At 57.2% G+C, this 17,632-nt stretch carries 14 protein-coding genes and 1 tRNA gene; 9 read left to right on the top strand and 6 right to left on the bottom strand.

What is annotated here, in order from left to right; genetic code table 11:
• The first annotated feature begins 137 nt into the window (after positions 1-137).
• Positions 138-1,025, top strand: coding sequence for an SPFH domain-containing protein (locus G1C97_RS08080; protein ID WP_100496758.1), 888 nt, complete (start codon positions 138-140; stop codon positions 1,023-1,025).
• A gap of 232 nt (positions 1,026-1,257) precedes the next feature.
• On the opposite strand, the gene G1C97_RS08075 is transcribed toward G1C97_RS08080, so the two are convergent.
• Positions 1,258-2,106: a patatin family protein gene (locus tag G1C97_RS08075; RefSeq protein ID WP_165775879.1), complete on the bottom strand. Its 849-nt coding sequence runs from the start codon at positions 2,104-2,106 to the stop codon at positions 1,258-1,260.
• Between the two features lie 159 nt (positions 2,107-2,265).
• Complete coding sequence (gene murI, locus G1C97_RS08070; RefSeq protein ID WP_169241333.1) at positions 2,266-3,060, bottom strand: glutamate racemase; 795 nt, start codon at positions 3,058-3,060, stop codon at positions 2,266-2,268.
• A gap of 74 nt (positions 3,061-3,134) precedes the next feature.
• Here murI and dapF point away from each other — a divergent pair, with 74 nt between their 5' ends.
• Positions 3,135-4,028, top strand: coding sequence for a diaminopimelate epimerase (gene dapF, locus G1C97_RS08065; protein WP_169241332.1), 894 nt, complete (start codon positions 3,135-3,137; stop codon positions 4,026-4,028).
• A 19-nt stretch (positions 4,029-4,047) separates the two neighbouring features.
• On the opposite strand, the gene G1C97_RS08060 is transcribed toward dapF, so the two are convergent.
• The gene (locus tag G1C97_RS08060) at positions 4,048-4,764 is read right to left on the bottom strand and encodes a vitamin K epoxide reductase family protein (protein ID WP_169241331.1); all 717 of its coding nucleotides are present in this window, start codon (positions 4,762-4,764) and stop codon (positions 4,048-4,050) included.
• A gap of 129 nt (positions 4,765-4,893) precedes the next feature.
• Here G1C97_RS08060 and G1C97_RS08055 point away from each other — a divergent pair, with 129 nt between their 5' ends.
• The 7 genes from G1C97_RS08055 to G1C97_RS08025 all read left to right on the top strand — a co-directional run bounded on the left by G1C97_RS08055 (position 4,894) and on the right by G1C97_RS08025 (position 15,280).
• Positions 4,894-5,787, top strand: coding sequence for a PHP domain-containing protein (locus G1C97_RS08055; RefSeq protein ID WP_169241330.1), 894 nt, complete (start codon positions 4,894-4,896; stop codon positions 5,785-5,787).
• 107 nt (positions 5,788-5,894) lie between these two features.
• Positions 5,895-6,926, top strand: a complete 1,032-nt coding sequence (locus G1C97_RS08050) for a LacI family DNA-binding transcriptional regulator (protein WP_169241329.1) — start codon at positions 5,895-5,897, stop codon at positions 6,924-6,926.
• A 470-nt stretch (positions 6,927-7,396) separates the two neighbouring features.
• Positions 7,397-8,704, top strand: a complete 1,308-nt coding sequence (locus G1C97_RS08045) for an ABC transporter substrate-binding protein (RefSeq protein WP_169241328.1) — start codon at positions 7,397-7,399, stop codon at positions 8,702-8,704.
• A 126-nt stretch (positions 8,705-8,830) separates the two neighbouring features.
• The gene (locus G1C97_RS08040) at positions 8,831-9,784 is read left to right on the top strand and encodes a carbohydrate ABC transporter permease (protein WP_100496640.1); all 954 of its coding nucleotides are present in this window, start codon (positions 8,831-8,833) and stop codon (positions 9,782-9,784) included.
• A 15-nt stretch (positions 9,785-9,799) separates the two neighbouring features.
• Entirely contained in the window at positions 9,800-10,663 is an 864-nt protein-coding gene (locus G1C97_RS08035) for a carbohydrate ABC transporter permease (RefSeq protein ID WP_417852220.1), read from the top strand.
• 111 nt (positions 10,664-10,774) lie between these two features.
• Positions 10,775-13,186 (top strand): alpha-xylosidase, encoded by a 2,412-nt coding sequence (yicI, locus tag G1C97_RS08030; RefSeq protein ID WP_169241327.1) that lies wholly within the window; start codon positions 10,775-10,777, stop codon positions 13,184-13,186.
• Positions 13,187-13,423: 237 nt separating this feature from the next.
• Entirely contained in the window at positions 13,424-15,280 is a 1,857-nt protein-coding gene (locus G1C97_RS08025) for an AMP-dependent synthetase/ligase (protein ID WP_169241326.1), read from the top strand.
• 192 nt (positions 15,281-15,472) lie between these two features.
• On the opposite strand, the gene G1C97_RS08020 is transcribed toward G1C97_RS08025, so the two are convergent.
• From G1C97_RS08020 to G1C97_RS08010, 3 genes are all read right to left on the bottom strand, one after another.
• Complete coding sequence (locus tag G1C97_RS08020) at positions 15,473-15,781, bottom strand: exodeoxyribonuclease VII small subunit (RefSeq protein WP_169241325.1); 309 nt, start codon at positions 15,779-15,781, stop codon at positions 15,473-15,475.
• Positions 15,782-15,829: 48 nt separating this feature from the next.
• Positions 15,830-17,197 carry an exodeoxyribonuclease VII large subunit gene (xseA, locus tag G1C97_RS08015; protein WP_169241324.1) on the bottom strand — a complete coding sequence of 456 codons (1,368 nt, stop codon included), beginning with the start codon at positions 17,195-17,197 and terminating at the stop codon, positions 15,830-15,832.
• A gap of 244 nt (positions 17,198-17,441) precedes the next feature.
• Positions 17,442-17,517, bottom strand: a tRNA-Asn gene (locus G1C97_RS08010).
• Positions 17,518-17,632: the final 115 nt, after the last annotated feature.

Below are 17,632 nucleotides of genomic sequence, written 5' to 3'. Positions count from 1 at the left end.
TGTACTCAGCTGGGTCCACCTGCCATACGCTGCTAGCATGGGACATGTCAGGTGCGGTACGAAGAAGACCGCGCCGCAACCTTGCCCGGAAGGGGGAGACTGTCATGTCGAATAGTCTGGCAATGTTGGGAGGTTCCATGATCATCGGTATTGTCGTTCTGGTATTGCTCATCGTGTTGCTGTTCTCGGCCATTTTCATCGTGCCGCAGCAGCAGGCGTACATCATCGAGCGATTCGGTAAATTCAACAAGGTGCAGTTCGCCGGAATCCACATCCGCATTCCGTTTGTGGATCGAATCGCCATGAAAACCAATATGCGCGTCAATCAGCTCAATGTGCAGTTGGAGACCAAAACGCTTGACAATGTGTTCGTCACCGTGGTGGCCTCCACCCAGTTTCGTGTGAATCCGGAGAACGTGGCCACCGCCTACTATGAGCTGCGAGATCCGGCCGGCCAGTTGCGTTCGTATATGGAGGATGCGCTTCGTTCCGCGATTCCTGCTCTCACTTTGGACGACGCCTTCGCCCGTAAGGATGATGTGGCTTCCGACGTGCAGAAAACCGTGGGCAACGAGATGAGTCGGTTCGGCTTCACTGTGGTCAAGACGTTGATCACCGCCATCGATCCTTCGCCGCAGGTCAAGAACGCGATGGATTCCATCAACGCCGCCCAGCGTGAAAAGGAAGCCACCCGTCAGCGCGCCGAGGCCCAGCGCATCCAGATCGAGACGCAGGCCGCGGCCGAGGCGGAGAAGACCCGTTTGCAGGGTGAGGGCCAAGCCAACTATCGTCGTGAGATCGCCAACGGTATTGTCGATCAGATCAAGTCCCTGCAGGCCGTGGGTATGAGCATCAACGATGTGAACAACGTGGTGCTGTTCAACCAGTATCTCGATGTGATGCGGTCACTGTCCGAGTCCGACAATGCCAAGACCGTGGTGCTGCCGGCTTCCACGCCGGGCGGTTATCAGGATCTTTACGAACAGGTGACCAAAGCCATGCTGACTGCCGCTGAGCAGAAGTAATTGTTCTTTTGCGTGGGTTGCCGTCTCTTGGTTGTTCATCTACAGCTGGACGCTTGACCGGTGAACGAGTCAGCGTACGTTTCTCCAGACTGGGTTGATTGTTTTCTGGAAGAACGTACGCTGACATTCACTGAGCGTACGTTCTTCCAGAAAGGGGCGTAGTAACTCTGGAAAAACGTACGCTGACGTACTGCTTCGATGGTGTATGCAGTACGTCAGCGTTGTGGCGCGGCTACCGTGCCAAAAACTCAGGAATGGCTTCGGCTGCGGCGTATCCCTTGCGATACATCATTTCCAGCCCCTCGAAATTCTTCTTCAAGGTATTGAGGCCGTACAGATCTTCAGGGGCCAGGATGAGCACCCGTCCCTCGGCCTCATACTTCTTGGCTAGCTCGATCTCGTCATTGTAGGTTTTGTAACGTTGCCGCAGTCGCTCGGCCGCCGCCGGATACGTGCGCTCCAGAATACGGGCGGGCGGCAGATCCTTGCGTTGCTGACGCACCTCGTCGCGCAGACGCGACAACACCAGAATCACCTTCTCGTAGCCGTCGTCCAGCGCCTTCTGAACCGGTACCGGATCGGCGATGCCGCCGTCGAAATACGGCACGCCGTCCACCACATACGGCTCGCAGGCCACCGGCACTGCGGAGGACGCCTTGACTACATCGAAGTCATCGAAATGGATTCGGGATTTGTCGAAGTATTTGGTCGAGCCGTCCTCGGCGTTGCACGCCACGACGGTAAAACCGGTGGGATTGGCCTCGAACGCCTCGAAATCCACCGGATATTCACCATCATGGTTGCTCAATGTGCCATAGATGTAATCAAGATTGGCGAAGTTGTGGTTCTTGAAGTAGCTTTCCGCACTCGCATACTCTTTGCGGAACGCGTATTTGGTGTAGAACGTGTGGTTGCGGCCGTGCTGCCGGGCGATGAACGAGGTCATATTGGCCGCGCCTGCGGACACGCCGTAACACATGTCTACGTCAATGCCGTCCTCCAACATGCGATCCATCACGCCGCATCCGAAAATCGCACGGAAGCCTCCGCCCACATCGATCATCGCGGATTTGACTGCCATAATTGCCCCCTGTACCTACATGAATACAACTGTGCGTAACACCCCTGCGCTTGCTTATGGATTCGAGCTTACGCGCGCTGACTGGACAACGAAATAGACAGTATTCGTCCGATCGTGCGGTAGCTTCCTTTGCGATGAGGCATGCATGCCGCAAAAGCGTTATCGATTGAGCAGGTCGCGTGAAAGTGCGGCAATACGTTCCGATGGATCGGAATTGGCAAGCGCCACACCGCCGTGCGCTCCCTCCGGAGCCAATTTGCCCAGTGATTCCAGCACGACGCCGAGATGTCGGACCGTGCCTTCATTGCCGTCGATGATCGCGGCGCGCTCCGGCAGCAGCGCTCGGAAATACTCGCGGTAAAACACGAAATGCGTGCATCCGAGCACCACCGAGTCAATGCGATTCAGATCATACTGGTCGAAGTACCCATGCAACGTACTCATCACCAGGTCACGGTCGCCAAGTCGGCCGGACTCCACGATCTCCACCAGATCGGGGCACGGCTCCTTATAGATCTCGTTATCCGAATCGAAGCGTTCCATGAGTTTGGCGAACTTGCGCTCACGCAACGTCAGGGGAGTGGCGGCCACGATGACGCGTTGCGGGATGTGATGCGGATCCGACGGCACATCACCACGGTCGCAAGCGACTTTCAGCGCGGGCTCCATGCCGATAATCGGAATATCGTAATGCTCGCGCAGCTCGTTGACCGCTGCGGAAGTGGCGGTATTGCAGGCGATGACCACGGCCTTGACGCCTTGGCGCACAAAGTGCTCCACAATGGCAAAGCTCAACGCGCGCACCTGTTCGGGCGACTTGGTGCCATACGGCGCATGTGCAGAGTCTCCGAAATACAACACCTGCTCATTCGGCATATCCTTTACGATCTGCCGCACTACGGAAATGCCGCCGAGACCAGAATCGAACACACCAATCGGTGCCGAAGAGCTCATGCCTGAAGTCCTTTCCGAAAACCTTACGGAATTACTGCCAGTGTCTTGCCGTTACCAGAGTACTCTTACCAATTATGAGTCTTCCGAAACAAGTGACTAAAGTTCACGCCACTGGCAATGATTTCGTCGTCTATCTTGACCGGTCCGGCAAGTTCGAGCCTACTCCCGACGAAATACGCTTCCTATGCGATCGTCATTTTGGCATTGGCGGCGATGGTCTGATTCGCCTGACTCGCCCCGATTTCGTCTCCGACTTAAGTGACGATCAGCTTGCCGAGACGCTTGCCGGTGGTGCGAAATGGTTTATGGATTATCGCAACGCCGACGGCTCGTTGGCGGAGATGTGCGGCAACGGAACGCGAGCCATCACCCTGTTCGCGCAGCGCATGGGTGTTGCCGACGAAACCGAACCGTTCCGGTTGGGGACGCGCGCCGGGGTGAAGATCCTTACCCCGCGAGGCAACATGAAGCCGTATGGGGCTGATGTGTTCCAGGTGCAGATGGGGACGTGGACGATCGGTGAAGCCGATGCCTACGAGGTCACCATCCCCGGAACCGCGGGTTCGGCGCAAGGCACATTCGTGGATATGGGCAATCCGCATGTGGTCGCAGTCATCGAGGACGCATTTTCCACGTTGCCGGTGGTCGAAGACCTTGATCTCGTCACGAAACCGGTGGTGAGTCCGGTTATCGAGTCGGATCAGAATGTGGAGTTCGCGCGCATCGATGACATCGACGAACGCGCGGGACTGGGTGAGGCCACGATGCGTGTCAATGAGCGCGGATGCGGGGAGACGCTCTCGTGTGGCACGGGATTATGTGCCACCGGCATTGTGCTCAGGTCCAAAACCGGTATCGATCATTGGGACATCACCGTGCGCGGCGGCACGCTCCGTGTGGATGTGACCGATAACGACGTACGGCTTACCGGTTCCGCCAGCATCGTGGCCGATATTACGTTGCTGTAGTTGCTGTAGCTAAGTCGCCTCAGGCGAACAGTGCGGCACCTTCGGTCGTGATAATCAATACCACGATCGCCACGATCCACAGCACGTCGATCATCAGATCGATGTTGAGACGGTAATATTTCACCAAGCCGGACGGTACTTCGGACGGTGTTTCATCGGCATTGCCGTTGTTGCCGTTCCGGCTGCGACGCGACGGCAATCCCTGGACAGCCACGGTGGCATGGCTCAGCGCCATGAACTGAACGGTGGTGGAGAACATCAGGGCCAGGCACCAAGGGCATAATGCGTGAATCACGAACAATGATTGCGTGCTGAGCCAGTAGGCATAGGTGAGTGCCGCCAAGCCACCGAGCCAAGTGCAGGTGGCGAACCATCGCGGCACGCGAATCTTGGCCAATCCGATTACGGCGATGGTGACGAATACTGATTCCGCGGCAATGCCGAAGAACGCATTCGGATAGGACAGGCCGCCGAATTTGATGATTTCCGCCTGCCAGGATTGCGCCACGGTGGAACATGACACCACGGCGTTCACGTCACAGCCCAAAGACTGCTCCGGGTGCCGGGCCAGCTGCAAGGTTTCCGCTGACAGGATGAACGAGACGCCCAACGCCACTGCGGAGGCGATCAGCATCACTAGATAGGTCCATGTCGATGAGTGTCGCCAGCCTTTCAGCGTGGGAATTGCCGACATGTGTGCTGATGGTTGAGTTACGGATGCATTGCTGTTGGTCATACTGCTCCTCATTGTCCCTTCACGAGCTGCTGCACACTAGCGTAGCGTTTGCGGTTGTCATGGACAGCTTCCTTATCTTCTTGATTGGTGAGGTTGACGAGGGAGGAAGGAAATGAAAACGGAGTTACGATGGAAGGTATGACTGGATACGTGATGCCTATGGAGCCTCCCGCCGTGGGGTGGGACATCCATTGCCATACCGTCTTCTCTGATGGCACGGAGACTCCCGCCACGCTTGCCGAGTGTTCGAAGGCATGTGGTCTTCGAGGCGTATCCATCTCCGACCACGACACCACAGCCGGATGGTCCGAGGCTCAGCATGCCGCAAGGGCCGTAGGCTTGCCGTTGCTGAGAGGCACGGAAATCACGGCGGCGGATGACGGCGTCTCCGTGCATATGCTCGGATATCAGTACGATCCCGATAATGCGCATATCAAGAAGCTTTTCTCGGACACCCGCGAAGCCCGGCTGCACCGTACGCGGCGAATGGTGGAACTGCTTTCCCATGATTATCCGATTTCCTGGCAGTCCGTGGCCGCTCAGATTCACGAGGGAGACAACACCACCATCGGCAGACCGCATATCGCTGACGCCTTGGTGGCCGCAGGCGTCTATGAGAATCGTTCGCAGGCATTCGCCGATGCGGTGAACTCGTCCTCCAAATACTACATTCCCACTCCTTCTCCTACCGCACATGAGGTGGTCGCTGCGATGAAGGAAGCCGGCGGCGTCATCGTGATCGCGCATGCCGGCGATCTGAGCCGTAATCGTCGGCTGCTCTCTGACGAACAAATCGTTGCGCTGGTACGTGAGGGACTCGATGGCCTGGAAGTATGGCATCGCGGCAATTCTGCCGAACAGCGCGTCCGATTGCTGGATCTGGCGCGTCGCTATGGTCTTCTGGTCACCGGTGGCTCGGACTGGCATGGCAAGGGCAAGCCGAACGCGTTGGGGGAGAACCTGACCGATGAGGCTACGGTGGAGGCGATCGTGAGCAGGGGAGCGTTGCCGCTGTATCGATGATCGCGGCGTGACATTTTGCCTGTCATAGACCGTTCTGACGTATTGATGGCCGTATGATATAGAGCAAAGATTTGCAACAGTGTGGTGGTGGGTTAGGAGGTGCTGTGATGGCCGGTATCAAAGATGTGGCGGCGAAGGCAGGAGTCTCGATCAGTACGGTCTCCTATGTCATGAGCGGCAAGCGCTCCTTGAAGGAGGAGACCAAGCGTCGCGTACTTCGTGCCGCGAAGGATCTCGGGTACGCGCCATCGCATTTCAAGGATGACTCTTCGATGGTGCGCAGGAGCGGACCCACCAAAGTGCTGGCGCTGAGCTCGCCCATCCACGAATACACCGACTACTCGAATTATGCGATGTTTTTCTTCGCATTGGCCATGCGCGCCAAACGTTACGGTTACGATCTGCTGCTGCTGATGCATGAATACGGTGATCAGGAGCTCACCCGCGTGGTTTCCGAAGGCATGGTGGACGGCATTCTATTGTTGGATGTGCTGATGTGCGATGCGCGTGCCGATGTGGCTCATACGCTGGACGTGCCGGTGGTGTCCGTGGGATATCCGAGCAATACGGATGCCGTCTACTGCGTGGATGTGGATTTCGAACGCATGGGGCGCGAGGCCGCCGAGAAGATTCACGCGCTTGGCCACCGGCATGTGCTGGTGGCGGGGGCGAGTCGGAGCGCCTATGAAGACGGATCCAACTATCTGGTCCGGTTCCTTGACGCAATGAAGAAAAAGGGTGAGGATCTAGGCGTCTCGGTGCTGTTCAAATCATCTACCGGCAACGGGCGTGACGATGTGAATCTGATGCTCGACGAGGCGTTCCTGGAGGATCCCGATATCTCGATGATCGTATGCCAGACGAATGCGACCCATGTGACCAACGTGCTCAATGGGTTGAGCGACCGTGGTCTGTCGGTTCCCGATGACATCTCGGTGATGGCCGCGTGCACCTATGGCCTGGGAACCTTGCCCAAGGCGGTTGACGAGATGCCGATGATGCCCAATGAGACATGCTCCCGTGCTGTTGACCTCATGATGGAGGTGTTCAATGGCGACCGGCATGACGTCGGTCATATTGAGTTGCTGGCGCCTAGGTATGTCGCTAGGGGCAGTATGGCAAAATGTGCGCGCGGCTGACCGCCTGATGTGACGGTGTCATGTCACGGTGCGATTGCTGTGCAGGCGGCCTCATGCCTGATCGGTATGACGCTGGATTATCGGCGCGGCCGGTTCGTGCGGCGAAACTGTTTTTCGATTATGTCTTTCGACTATATTTCGACTGACGGCGTCGTCGCGCCGCAACAGCGGTGGCGGTTGCCGGTCTTGGGCCTTGCCTTGCTGTCTTGTTCAAGGTAATGCCGCGCTTTGCATAGCAAGGGAATAATGGTTCCTGCCCTCATGGTCGGTAGGGTGCTCGGCACTCGTATTAACGCAATTAATGATGTGAACGCTAACGTCGAAAATTCGTTGAAATAATTGTCGAAATTTGTCGAAATGATTTGAAAGCATCGTTATGAATTCGTTATATTACTAGTGGAAGTCATCCGGTACACGGTTTCACTATCGGATGATCTCCCGTCAGTAAAGAGGCTGAAAAGGAGAAAACGATGAAGTCGACTCGCAAATTTATTGCTGCAGGTCTGGCGGTCGCTACCATGATTGGTGTCGCCGGCTGTGGCAACGGAGAAACCGCACAGGAGGAGAACCCCTCCTCCATCAAGATCTGGCACTATGAGGAAGCCACCACCGCCCAGGGCAAGGCATGGGATAAGGCCATCGAAATCTTCGAGAAGGAAACCGGCGTCAAGGTCGAGTTCGAGAAGAAGGCCTTCGAGCAGATCCGTCAGAACGCGTCCCAGATCCTCAACTCCGATGACGCTCCGGATGTCATGGAGTACAACAAGGGCAACGCTACCGCCGGCCTGCTTGCCAGCCAGGGCCTGCTGACCAACCTGAACGATTACGTCTCCCAGTACGGCTGGGACAAGATCATCACCGGTTCCTTGGCCGACACCGGCAAGTACAACGAGCAGGGCGTCATGGGCTCCGGCGACTGGTACGGCATCACCAACTACGGCGAGGACTGCCTGCTGTACTTCAACCAGGACATGTTCGACAAGTACGGCATCGCCATCCCGACCACCTTCGACGAGCTGGAAGACGCGATGGCCAAGTTCAAGGAGAACGGCGTCACCGCTCTGTCCGTCGGCTCCGCCGAGTACCCGACCCAGCACCTGTGGTGGCAGCTCGTGCTCTCCAAGGCCGACGACAAGTTCCTCAAGGCCTACGAGATGTACGACGGCAAGGTCGATTGGAACTCCGAGCCGGTGACCTACGCCACCGAGAAAATCAAGGAATGGGTCGACAAGGGCTACATCTCCAAGGACTCCACCAACCTCAAGGCTGAGGATGCCGGACAGAACTTCATGACCGGCGTCAACCCGATCTTCTTCTCCGGCACCTGGTGGCACGCACGCTTCAAGGAAGAGGCCAAGGGCCTGAACTCCACCTACGCGAAGTTCCCCGACACCAAGAAGATCGTCGGCTCCTCCGGCAACGTGTGGGTCATCCCCGAGAACTCCAAGAAGAAGGATCTGGCCGCCAAGTTCATCAACATCACCTTGGGCAAGGAAGTCCAGAACTACATGGCTGAGCAGGGTGGTCTGGCCATCAACGCCGACACCGATTCCATCCCGGATGAGGACACCAAGAAGTTCGTGGCCCAGTTCGACGAGGCCGTCAAGGAAGATCAGCTCGGCTTCTACCCGGATTGGCCGACCTCCACCTTCTACGACGAGCTCAACGCCTCCCTGCAGGAGCTGGTCAACGGCACCGCCGATGTCAAGACCGTGCTCGGCCAGATGGAAGACAACTACAACAAGGGTCTTGAGGCTTCCGGCATCACCGTCGAGTAACAGCTGACCTTTCCCTCCTCCCCATATTGAATAAAGGCGCGCGGACGCTTTTCCTCCTCATTCCCGCTCTGCGCGCCTTTTTTCATCCCCAAACAGTTTCACCGATATTACGTTTGGAAGTGTCTGATGAACGCAAAGACCAAGAAAACCAAGCGCCCCGACGAATCCGCAATGTCGCGCATTCCGGGCAGCCCCTCGAATCGTTTCTGGCTCTATCTTGTCCCCGGCGTGGCGATGCTCACCTGGATCATCATCGTCCCCGGCATCTGGAACATCTACCTGAGCTTCACCAACTACCGCGGTATCAAGCCCCCGGTCTGGGCCGGCCTCAAGAACTGGGCCCGACTGATGAAGGATGACACCTTCTGGATCTCCTTCCGCAACTCGATCTGGATGATCGTGGCCATGGTGGTGATCCCGATTCTGCTCGGCCTCATCCTTTCCTCGCTGATCTTCGATGTGGTGCAGAAGAAGTTCGGTCCCAAGGCCGCATCCACGATGCGCGCCATCTACTACTTCCCGCAGCTGCTGCCAATCGCCATCGCATCCCTGGTCATGGGCTGGATCTTCCGTGCCGAGAACGGTGCTCTGAACTCCGTGCTCAAGGCCATAGGCTTGGGATCACTGCAACATGACTGGCTGGGCAAGCCGGATACCGCGCTGATCTTCCTCATGCTCATCATGGTGTGGATTCAGGTCGGCTATCCGCTGGTCATCTTCATGTCCGGCCTGCAGCGCGTCGATCCTGAGCTTTACGAGGCCGCCGGTCTCGATGGTGCCAACTGGTGGCAGCGCTTCCTCGCCATCACGCTTCCGTCCATCAAGCCGGAGATCTTCGTGGTGGCCCTCACCTGCACCATCGCGGCACTGAAGGTGTTCGCCCCGGTGTACATGCTGACCAAGGGTGGCCCCGGCACCAAGACCATCGTGCCGTCGTACTACTCCTACACCCAGTTCTTCCAGGTGCAGCAGGTTGGCTACGGTGCTGCAATCGCAACTGCATTGACGATTGTCATCATCATCGTGGCCATCGCGTTCACCAACCTTCAGCAGAAGGTCGAAGCCGAGGACGGAGAGTGATTCAAAATGAGCACTATGAGCGCAGCTGAACTGAAGAAAATCGCTAAAGTCAAGAAGAACCGTACCGCGGGCGACTGGCTGATCATCGTACTGCTGGCCATCGGCGGCGTGGTGATGCTGTTCCCGTTCATCGTCCTGTGCCTGAACGCCTTCAAGACCGCGGCCGATTACAATGCCAACGGCCCGTTGTCCTGGCCTACCTCATTCACGCTGGACGGCTTTATCAAGTTCTGGACCCGTGTCAACTTCCCTGAAAAGGTGTGGAACTCCATCTGGACCTCTGGCGTGGTGGCAATCTGCGCCGTCGCCCTGTCCGTGTTCAACTCCTTCGCTCTGGGCATTGGTCGAGTCAAGGGCCGTCGCTGGATCATCCTGCTGATCATGCTTGCCAACATGCTGCCGCAGGAAGCCCTGCTCTACCCGCTGTACATCATGTTCAAGGGCATTGGTCTGTACAACAACCCGTGGTCCATCGTGATCATCTTCACGGTGATTCAGTCCGCATTCGGTACCTATCTGCTCTCCTCCGTGTACGGCACATTCCCGAAGGCAATTCTTGAGGCGGCCACCATCGACGGCGCCAGCCGCTGGAAGATCCTCAAGGATATCGTCTTCCCGATCTCCAAGCCCACGTTGGCTGTCATGCTGGTCTTCTTCTTCATCTGGACCTGGAACGACTACATGATCCCGATGGCCTTCCTGATCGACAACTCGTCGCAGACCGTGCCTATCGCCATCGCATCGCTTTCCGGCGATCGTCTGATGGATGTGACCACCACGGCCTCCGCATCGCTGATCAGTATCGTCCCGACCCTGATCTTCTTCCTGCTCTTCCAGAGGACACTGTCCAACGGCATCACCACCGGTGCAGTGAAGTAAGGAAAACGGGTGCCAGAGGCATCCGGACAAACAAATAATGCACGATTCGGTTTCGGCCGCCCAAGGGATGGACGGCCGAAACCGAATCTCCCAACAAGGAGCAATACAACAATGAAGTTCACCAACGGTTACTGGATGATTCGCGACGGCATCGACGCCCTCTACGCGCGCGAAGCCTATGAGTTGGCCGCAGACTCCTCAACTGAATCCCTTAACGTGCTCGCCCCCACTTCAGTGGTCCGTGGCCGTTACGATACCCTGAACCTTCCCACATTCAATGTAGACATCACCTCTCCGGCGGAGGGCGTGATTCGTGTACGCGCCGAGCATTGGCAAGGTGCCACTGAGTACCCGGGATTCCCGCTGAACGCCGATAAGGTCGGCGGTCGCGACTATGTGACTGTAGCCGCACACGGCAACGGCGATGGCGAAGTCGGCGAAAACGGCGCCGACGTCACGCTGACCACCGGTGGCCTTACCGCCAAGGTCGTCAAGGGCTCTCCTTGGAACCTCACCTTCATCGGCGAAGACGGCAAGGTGCTCACTGAATCCGCCGGAAAGTCTCTGGGACATTTCAAGCTGTCTCCCGGCTCCAACGTCACGGCACAGCCGGTCGGCGAGTTCGGCGTGACCATGGACGGCTCCGCTTATGATGAGTCCGATGTCTTCACCTCCATCCAGCTGCATCTGGGTGTTGGCGAGAACGTGTACGGTTTGGGCGAGCGCTTCAGCGCCTATGTCAAGAACGGCCAGACCGTGGACATCTGGAACGAGGACGGTGGTACCGCATCCGAGCAGGGATACAAGGACATCCCGTTCTACATGACCTCCAACGGCTATGGCGTGCTGGTGAACAACCGTGGCCATGTCTCCTTCGAAATCGGTTCCGAAAACACCGAAGCCGTGCAGTTCTCCGTGCCGGGCGAAGCAGTGGACTTCTGCGTGATCTACGGCCCGACGCCGAAGCAGATCCTCGACCGCTACACCAAGCTCGTCGGCCGTCCGGCCAACGTTCCGGCTTGGAGCTACGGTCTGTGGCTGACCACCTCGTTCACCACCAAGTACGATGAGAAGACCATCAACTCCTTCATCGACGGCATGGCCGAGCGAGATATTCCTCTGGCCGCCTTCCACTACGACTGCTATTGGATGCGTGAGTTCCATTGGTGCGATTTCGAGTGGGACAAGCGTTTCTTCGGCGACATCGAATCCACGCTGAAGCGTCTGCACGAAGACAAGGGTCTGCATATCTGCGCCTGGATCAACCCGTACATCGGCCAGCGTGGCGAGATGTTCAAGGAAGGCAAGGAGAAGGGCTACCTGGTCAAGAAGGCCAACGGCGAAGTCTGGCAGACCGATTTCTGGCAGGCTGGCATGGGCTTGGTGGACTTCACCAACCCTGAGGCCCGCGAGTGGTTCAAGGACAAGGTCAAGCACCTGCTGAGCCAGGGTGTGGACGCCATCAAGACCGATTTCGGCGAGCGCATCCCGCGCGATGTGGTCTGGTACGATGGCTCCCCGAAGCTTTCCATGCACAACTGGTATACGCAGCTGTACAACCAGGCAGTGTTTGAAGCCATTGAGGAAACCTACGGCAAGGGCAATGCCTGCCTCTACGCCCGTTCGGCCACCGTCGGCGGTCAGCAGCAGCCTGTGCACTGGGGTGGTGACTGCGAGTCCACCTTCAACGGCATGGCACAGTCCCTGCGCGCCGGCCTGTCCCTGACCTCCTCCGGCTTCGGCTTCTGGAGCCATGACATCGGCGGCTTCGAAGGCGCCTTCCCGGATCCGGCCGTGTACAAGCGCTGGGTGGCATTCGGCATGCTCGGCTCCCACTCCCGTCTGCATGGTTCCACCGTGTACCGTGTGCCGTGGCTGTTCGATCAGGAAGACGAGAAGAACGGCGTGAAGCTTGTTCCCGGCCAGACCGCAGTGGACGTGGTGCGTCAGTTCACCAAGCTCAAGCTCGAACTCATGCCGTATGTCTACCAGCTCGGCCTGCAGCCGCACCTCAACGGTACTCCGGTCATGCGCTCGATGTTCGTGGAATTCCCGGATGATCAGGCTTGCCGTACCTTGGATCGCCAGTACATGTTTGGTCCGTCGTTCCTGGTGGCTCCGGTGTTCACCTACTCCGGCGAAGTGTCCTACTACCTGCCCGAAGGCGTGTGGACCAACTGGTTCACCGGCGAACAGGCCAAGGGTGGCGTGTGGCGCAACGAAACCCACGGCTACGATTCCATCCCGCTGTGGGTGCGCGATGGTTCCGTTATCGTCACCAACCCGGGCGAAACCAAGCCGGACCGTGTCTACGGTACTGATGCACTGGTCTCCGTGTTCTTGGCGGACGTCGAGTCCGGAGAAGCGGTCGTCAGCGAGATTGACGGTTCGTCCGTGACCTTCACCGCTCGCCGCACCGATGCCGGTGTCGAAGTGACGAGCTCGGATGGTCGTCCGTTCTCCGCTCGTCTGGGTGTCAACGGCGAAGTCGTCAAGGCAGAAAACGGCACTGTGGTGCTGTGAACGCACGATACCAGTGCCATGAGCGCATTCGTTCAGGTTCGTTGAGCTTGGCACGAATGATTGCTCGTCCATTCCGTCCCCGCTCGCGGGGCCATCGGTGAAACCGGCTGGGGTGACTTGAGGGAATTGCATTCCTTTGAGTCACCCCAGTCTTTTTGCATCGGCTGATGCTGACTCGTTGCCTCAGTATGCTTGGGGAATGAGGAATTTGTAATGTCATTGGAGTTACATAGGAGTATGACCGAAAACAACGCTGACGTGGCACACAATGACACCACCATCGTCAAACAGTTCACTAATCCCGTCAAAGAGCCGATTGACAGTGACATCAATCTGTTTGATTTGCTTGATCGGCGCGCCAAACGCGATCCTGAAGGCTCGATGATCGAAGTCAAGGGCGAGGATGGCACTTGGCGGCCATACAGTGCTCAAGTGTTCCGTGATATGGTGATCGGTTTGGCGAAGGGGCTGATCGGACTCGGCGTGAAGAAAGGCGACGCGGTATCCATCGTCTCCCATACCCGTTGGGAGTGGACCGCGCTGGATATGGCCATCATGTCCATCGGCGCGCTCACCGTACCGGTCTACGAAACGAACTCTGCCAGCCAGGTCAGCTGGATCTTCAATGATGCCCAAGTGACCATCGCCATTGCCGAAGACGATGGCCAGCGTGACAAAATCGAATCCGTGCGTGATGAAGTGCCCACGCTGCGCAATGTGTTCGTCATTGAAGCCGGTGGTCTCGATGCCATCACCGCCTATGGCGCAAGCGTGACCGACGCCGAATTCCGGGAATACAAAAACGCCTCCCACGGTGATGATCTGGCCACTATCGTCTATACTTCAGGCTCCACCGGAACGCCTAAGGGTGTGGAGCTCACTCATCGCAATTTCGCGTTCCTTGTGCTTTCGGCATTGCAGTATATGCCGCGTGCAGGCGCTTGGCCGGATCGTCGTTTGCTGCTGTTCCTGCCGTTGAGTCATGTGTTTGCGCGGTTCATGGAATTCTTCAGCTTCGCCGGTACGATTACCTTGGCATTGAGCTCAAATATGAAGACCATGGTCAAGGATTTCGAAACCTTCGGTCCTACGCTATTGCTTGCCGTGCCGCGAGTGTATGAGAAGGTGTATAACGCCGCCTCGCAACGAGCCGGAAGCGGCTTCGCTGGCAAGATGTTCGCCCGTGCCGCTGAGAATGCACGCGCATGGTCCCGTGCCGAACAGCGTGGAGAGAAACTGCCCTTGGGCGGTCGAATCGCTCATGCTTTCTATGAGCAGGTGGTGTATAAGAAGATTCGTACGATTTTCGGGCCGAACGCCGACTTCGCCATCACCGGTGGCGCTCCGATGGATTCCGAATTGTCGCACTTCTTCAACGGTATCGGTATGCCGGTGCTTGAAGGCTATGGCATGACCGAAACCTGCGGCCCGGTGTGCGTGAGTTTGCCGGAGGATAATCGCATCGGTACGATTGGCATGCCGATGTGCGGCATCACCGCAGGTATTGCCGAAGACGGTGAATTGGTGGTCAAGGGGCCTCTGGTGTGCAAGGGCTACCACAATAATCCTGAGGTCACCGCTCAGCAGATTACCGATGGCTGGCTGCATACCGGCGATCTTGGTGACATCGACGAGGACGGCTTCATTTCCATCACCGGCCGTAAGAAGGATCTGATCATTACCGCGGGCGGCAAGAATGTTTCGCCCGGGCTGCTGGAGGCCTCCGTGATGACTTCTCCCGTAGTCAATCAGTGTCTGGTGATCGGTGACAAGAAGCCGTTCGTTGCTGCTTTGATCACTCTGGATTTGGCGGACGCCAACGCATGGCTGGAATCGCAGGGAGCCAAGCCGGAACCTGACTTGGCTGCGCTATCTCGGAATGCCATTGTGCATGCCGAGGTGGAGCGTGCGGTGAATGCTGCCAATGAGGGTGTGTCTCGCGCTGAATCCATTCGTAAGTTCGAGATTTTGGCGGATGAGTTCACCGAGGCCAATGGCATGCTGACTCCAAGTCTCAAGACCCGCCGCGCACAGATTGTCAAGCACTATCAGGAGCTGATCGATACCGTGATCTATGTGCCGCTGAAAAAGTAGCCAAGCATGCCAATAAAGTCAGTGGGTTCTACCGTCGTAGTCGGCGTGTAGAACCCACTGACATATCAGGCAAAGAAACTACCCGTGCCGCGAAGGGGAACTCAGTCCAGATTGGACTGGGCTGAGCCGTGAGGCGGGCAGTCCGGTGGACTGCCTGTAGGTGAGGTGAGCGGCTGTGCCGCGAAGGGGAACTCAGTCCAAATTGGACTGAGTTCCCGCCGTAGCCTGATTGGCCGCTTGATCGGCCTGTGCCTGATCAAGCTTGGCTCGCACCTCGTTGAGCAGCCTCTGAGCTCGCTTGGCCAAAGCTTCGCCAATTTCCCACTGACGCATCGACTGGTCAAGATTCAATCCGCCGGTTTCCAGAGCCTGCACCGCCTGAATAAGCTTGTCGCGGGCTTCTTCGTACGGCATCTGTGCGATGAGTTCACGTTCTTTGTCAGTAAGGGAGGATGCTGGCGTGGTGGTTGCTGCGTTCGTTTCGGTGTCGGTATTGGTCATGAGATTCTCCTTTATAAACGGTATCGATGGTTGAATAATGTATGACGTTTACGCTGTCGCGGATGTGGTGGTTGCCGTGATGACGCCCCTCTTCAACGTGACGGTGATATCGTCTCCGTCATTGACCTGCGAAGCGTCATCCAACACATGGCCGTCGGCTGACTGCACCACTGCATAGCCTCTGTCGAGCGTGGACTGAGGACTGAGCGCGGTCAGCGAAGCATGGGCTTTTTCTATAGTGAGCTGTGCATCGTCCACGATACGTCGCAAACCGATATCGAGCCGTTGCAGGGCATCATCGATCACTCGCTGATGCGGCTCGATCATGGTGTGCGGCTGAGTCAGACTCGGACGATTCGCATAGCCTTCAACCAGACGAATCTCATTCTCCACGCGCGACCTTACGCGCAGACGCATGCGATCGATTGCTCCTTCTATCAATTGCGACTGCTCATTGACGTCGGGAACCACTCGTTTGGCTGCGTCCGTGGGTGTCGAGGCACGCAAATCAGCCACCAGATCCAGAAGTGTCCAATCGTCTTCATGCCCGATGGCGGAGACTAGGGGAGTGGTACAGGCATAGGCGGCGCGCACCACTTGCTCGTCTGAAAAACCGATAAGATCTTCGAACGAACCGCCGCCGCGCGCCACGATAATCACATCAACATCCGTATCGGCGTCCAGTTGTTTGATAGCTTGCACCACTTCACCGGGGCATTGCTCTCCCTGAACATGTACATGCGCCACCTTAAATGTTACGGTGGGCCAACGCAGATTCACATTGGTGATGACATCGCCCTCAGCACGAGCCTGTGGAGCGCATATCAGTCCGATGGTTTTGGGAAATTCCGGTAAGGCGAGCTTGTGCTCCTGATCGAACAGTCCTTCGCCTTTGAGCCGCTTGCGCAACTCATCAATCATGGCCTTGAGACTACCGCCGGAGCCGACTTTGAGAATGGCGTCTCCTCGTAGCGACAGCGACGTCCGCTTCATCCACAGGTTGGCTTTGCCGTGAATGACCACTCGGTCGCCTTGAACAAATTGGCTGGCGGCGGCGGCGAATCGGCCGAATCCATTGACCTCCATGGCGATGTCTTCAAAATCATCGCGAAGCGTGATATATGCCGAACCTGCGCGGCGCGTATTGATCTGCGTGATCTGGCCGGTGACCCAAGCGGCTGGCCACCGTTCAACGGCTCCATAGAACTTCTCGCTCAATACGCTGACAGGCCAAGGGTTCTGCGCGGTGGTTTCCGCGGCACGCTGCGGCAATTGGGCGGCCGGGCGAGGAGAGACCGATTGCGCGCCCACCTGCTCCCAGCCGGTGGGCTGCTGACCGTTGCCTAATCCGGCTGAAGCCAGCGACGCCGCGGTCGGCGCTCCTGAAGCTGATGAATAACCTGTTGCAGTAGTCATGCACTCCACTATAAATGCGTCGGTCGAGCCCCGGTAAAATTTTACCGAGGACGTGTGCCTCATGGTTCTCGGCATAGCTCTCGTATCTATGAGGCAGAGCCGTATGGCGAGTGTTGCCGGTCCCGGATTGAGGAAGTTGCGAATCGGGCTTGCACGGCGCAGTATATTGGCATGTCATACGCGGGACGAAACTCGGCGTATCGAGTGAAACGAAAAAACCTCGGATTGGAATCCGAGGTTTGTGTGGCTCCTGCGACTGGGCTTGAACCAGTGACCGTCCGATTAACAGTCGGATGCTCTGCCAACTGAGCTACGCAGGAATGGTATGTGTGAGATTGCTCTCTCGCACAAGAAATAAATAATATACCCGTATTAAATAAATGCAACTCGCAGATCGTTCCGCGTGTCGCGTCGCTGGGGCGGGTTGAGGGGGCG

Source organism: Bifidobacterium olomucense, assembly GCF_012932375.1.
Lineage (GTDB): Bacteria > Actinomycetota > Actinomycetes > Actinomycetales > Bifidobacteriaceae > Bifidobacterium > Bifidobacterium olomucense.
Note: the sequence above shows the minus strand (reverse complement) of the source record. Positions and strands in the feature narration are given on the sequence as shown.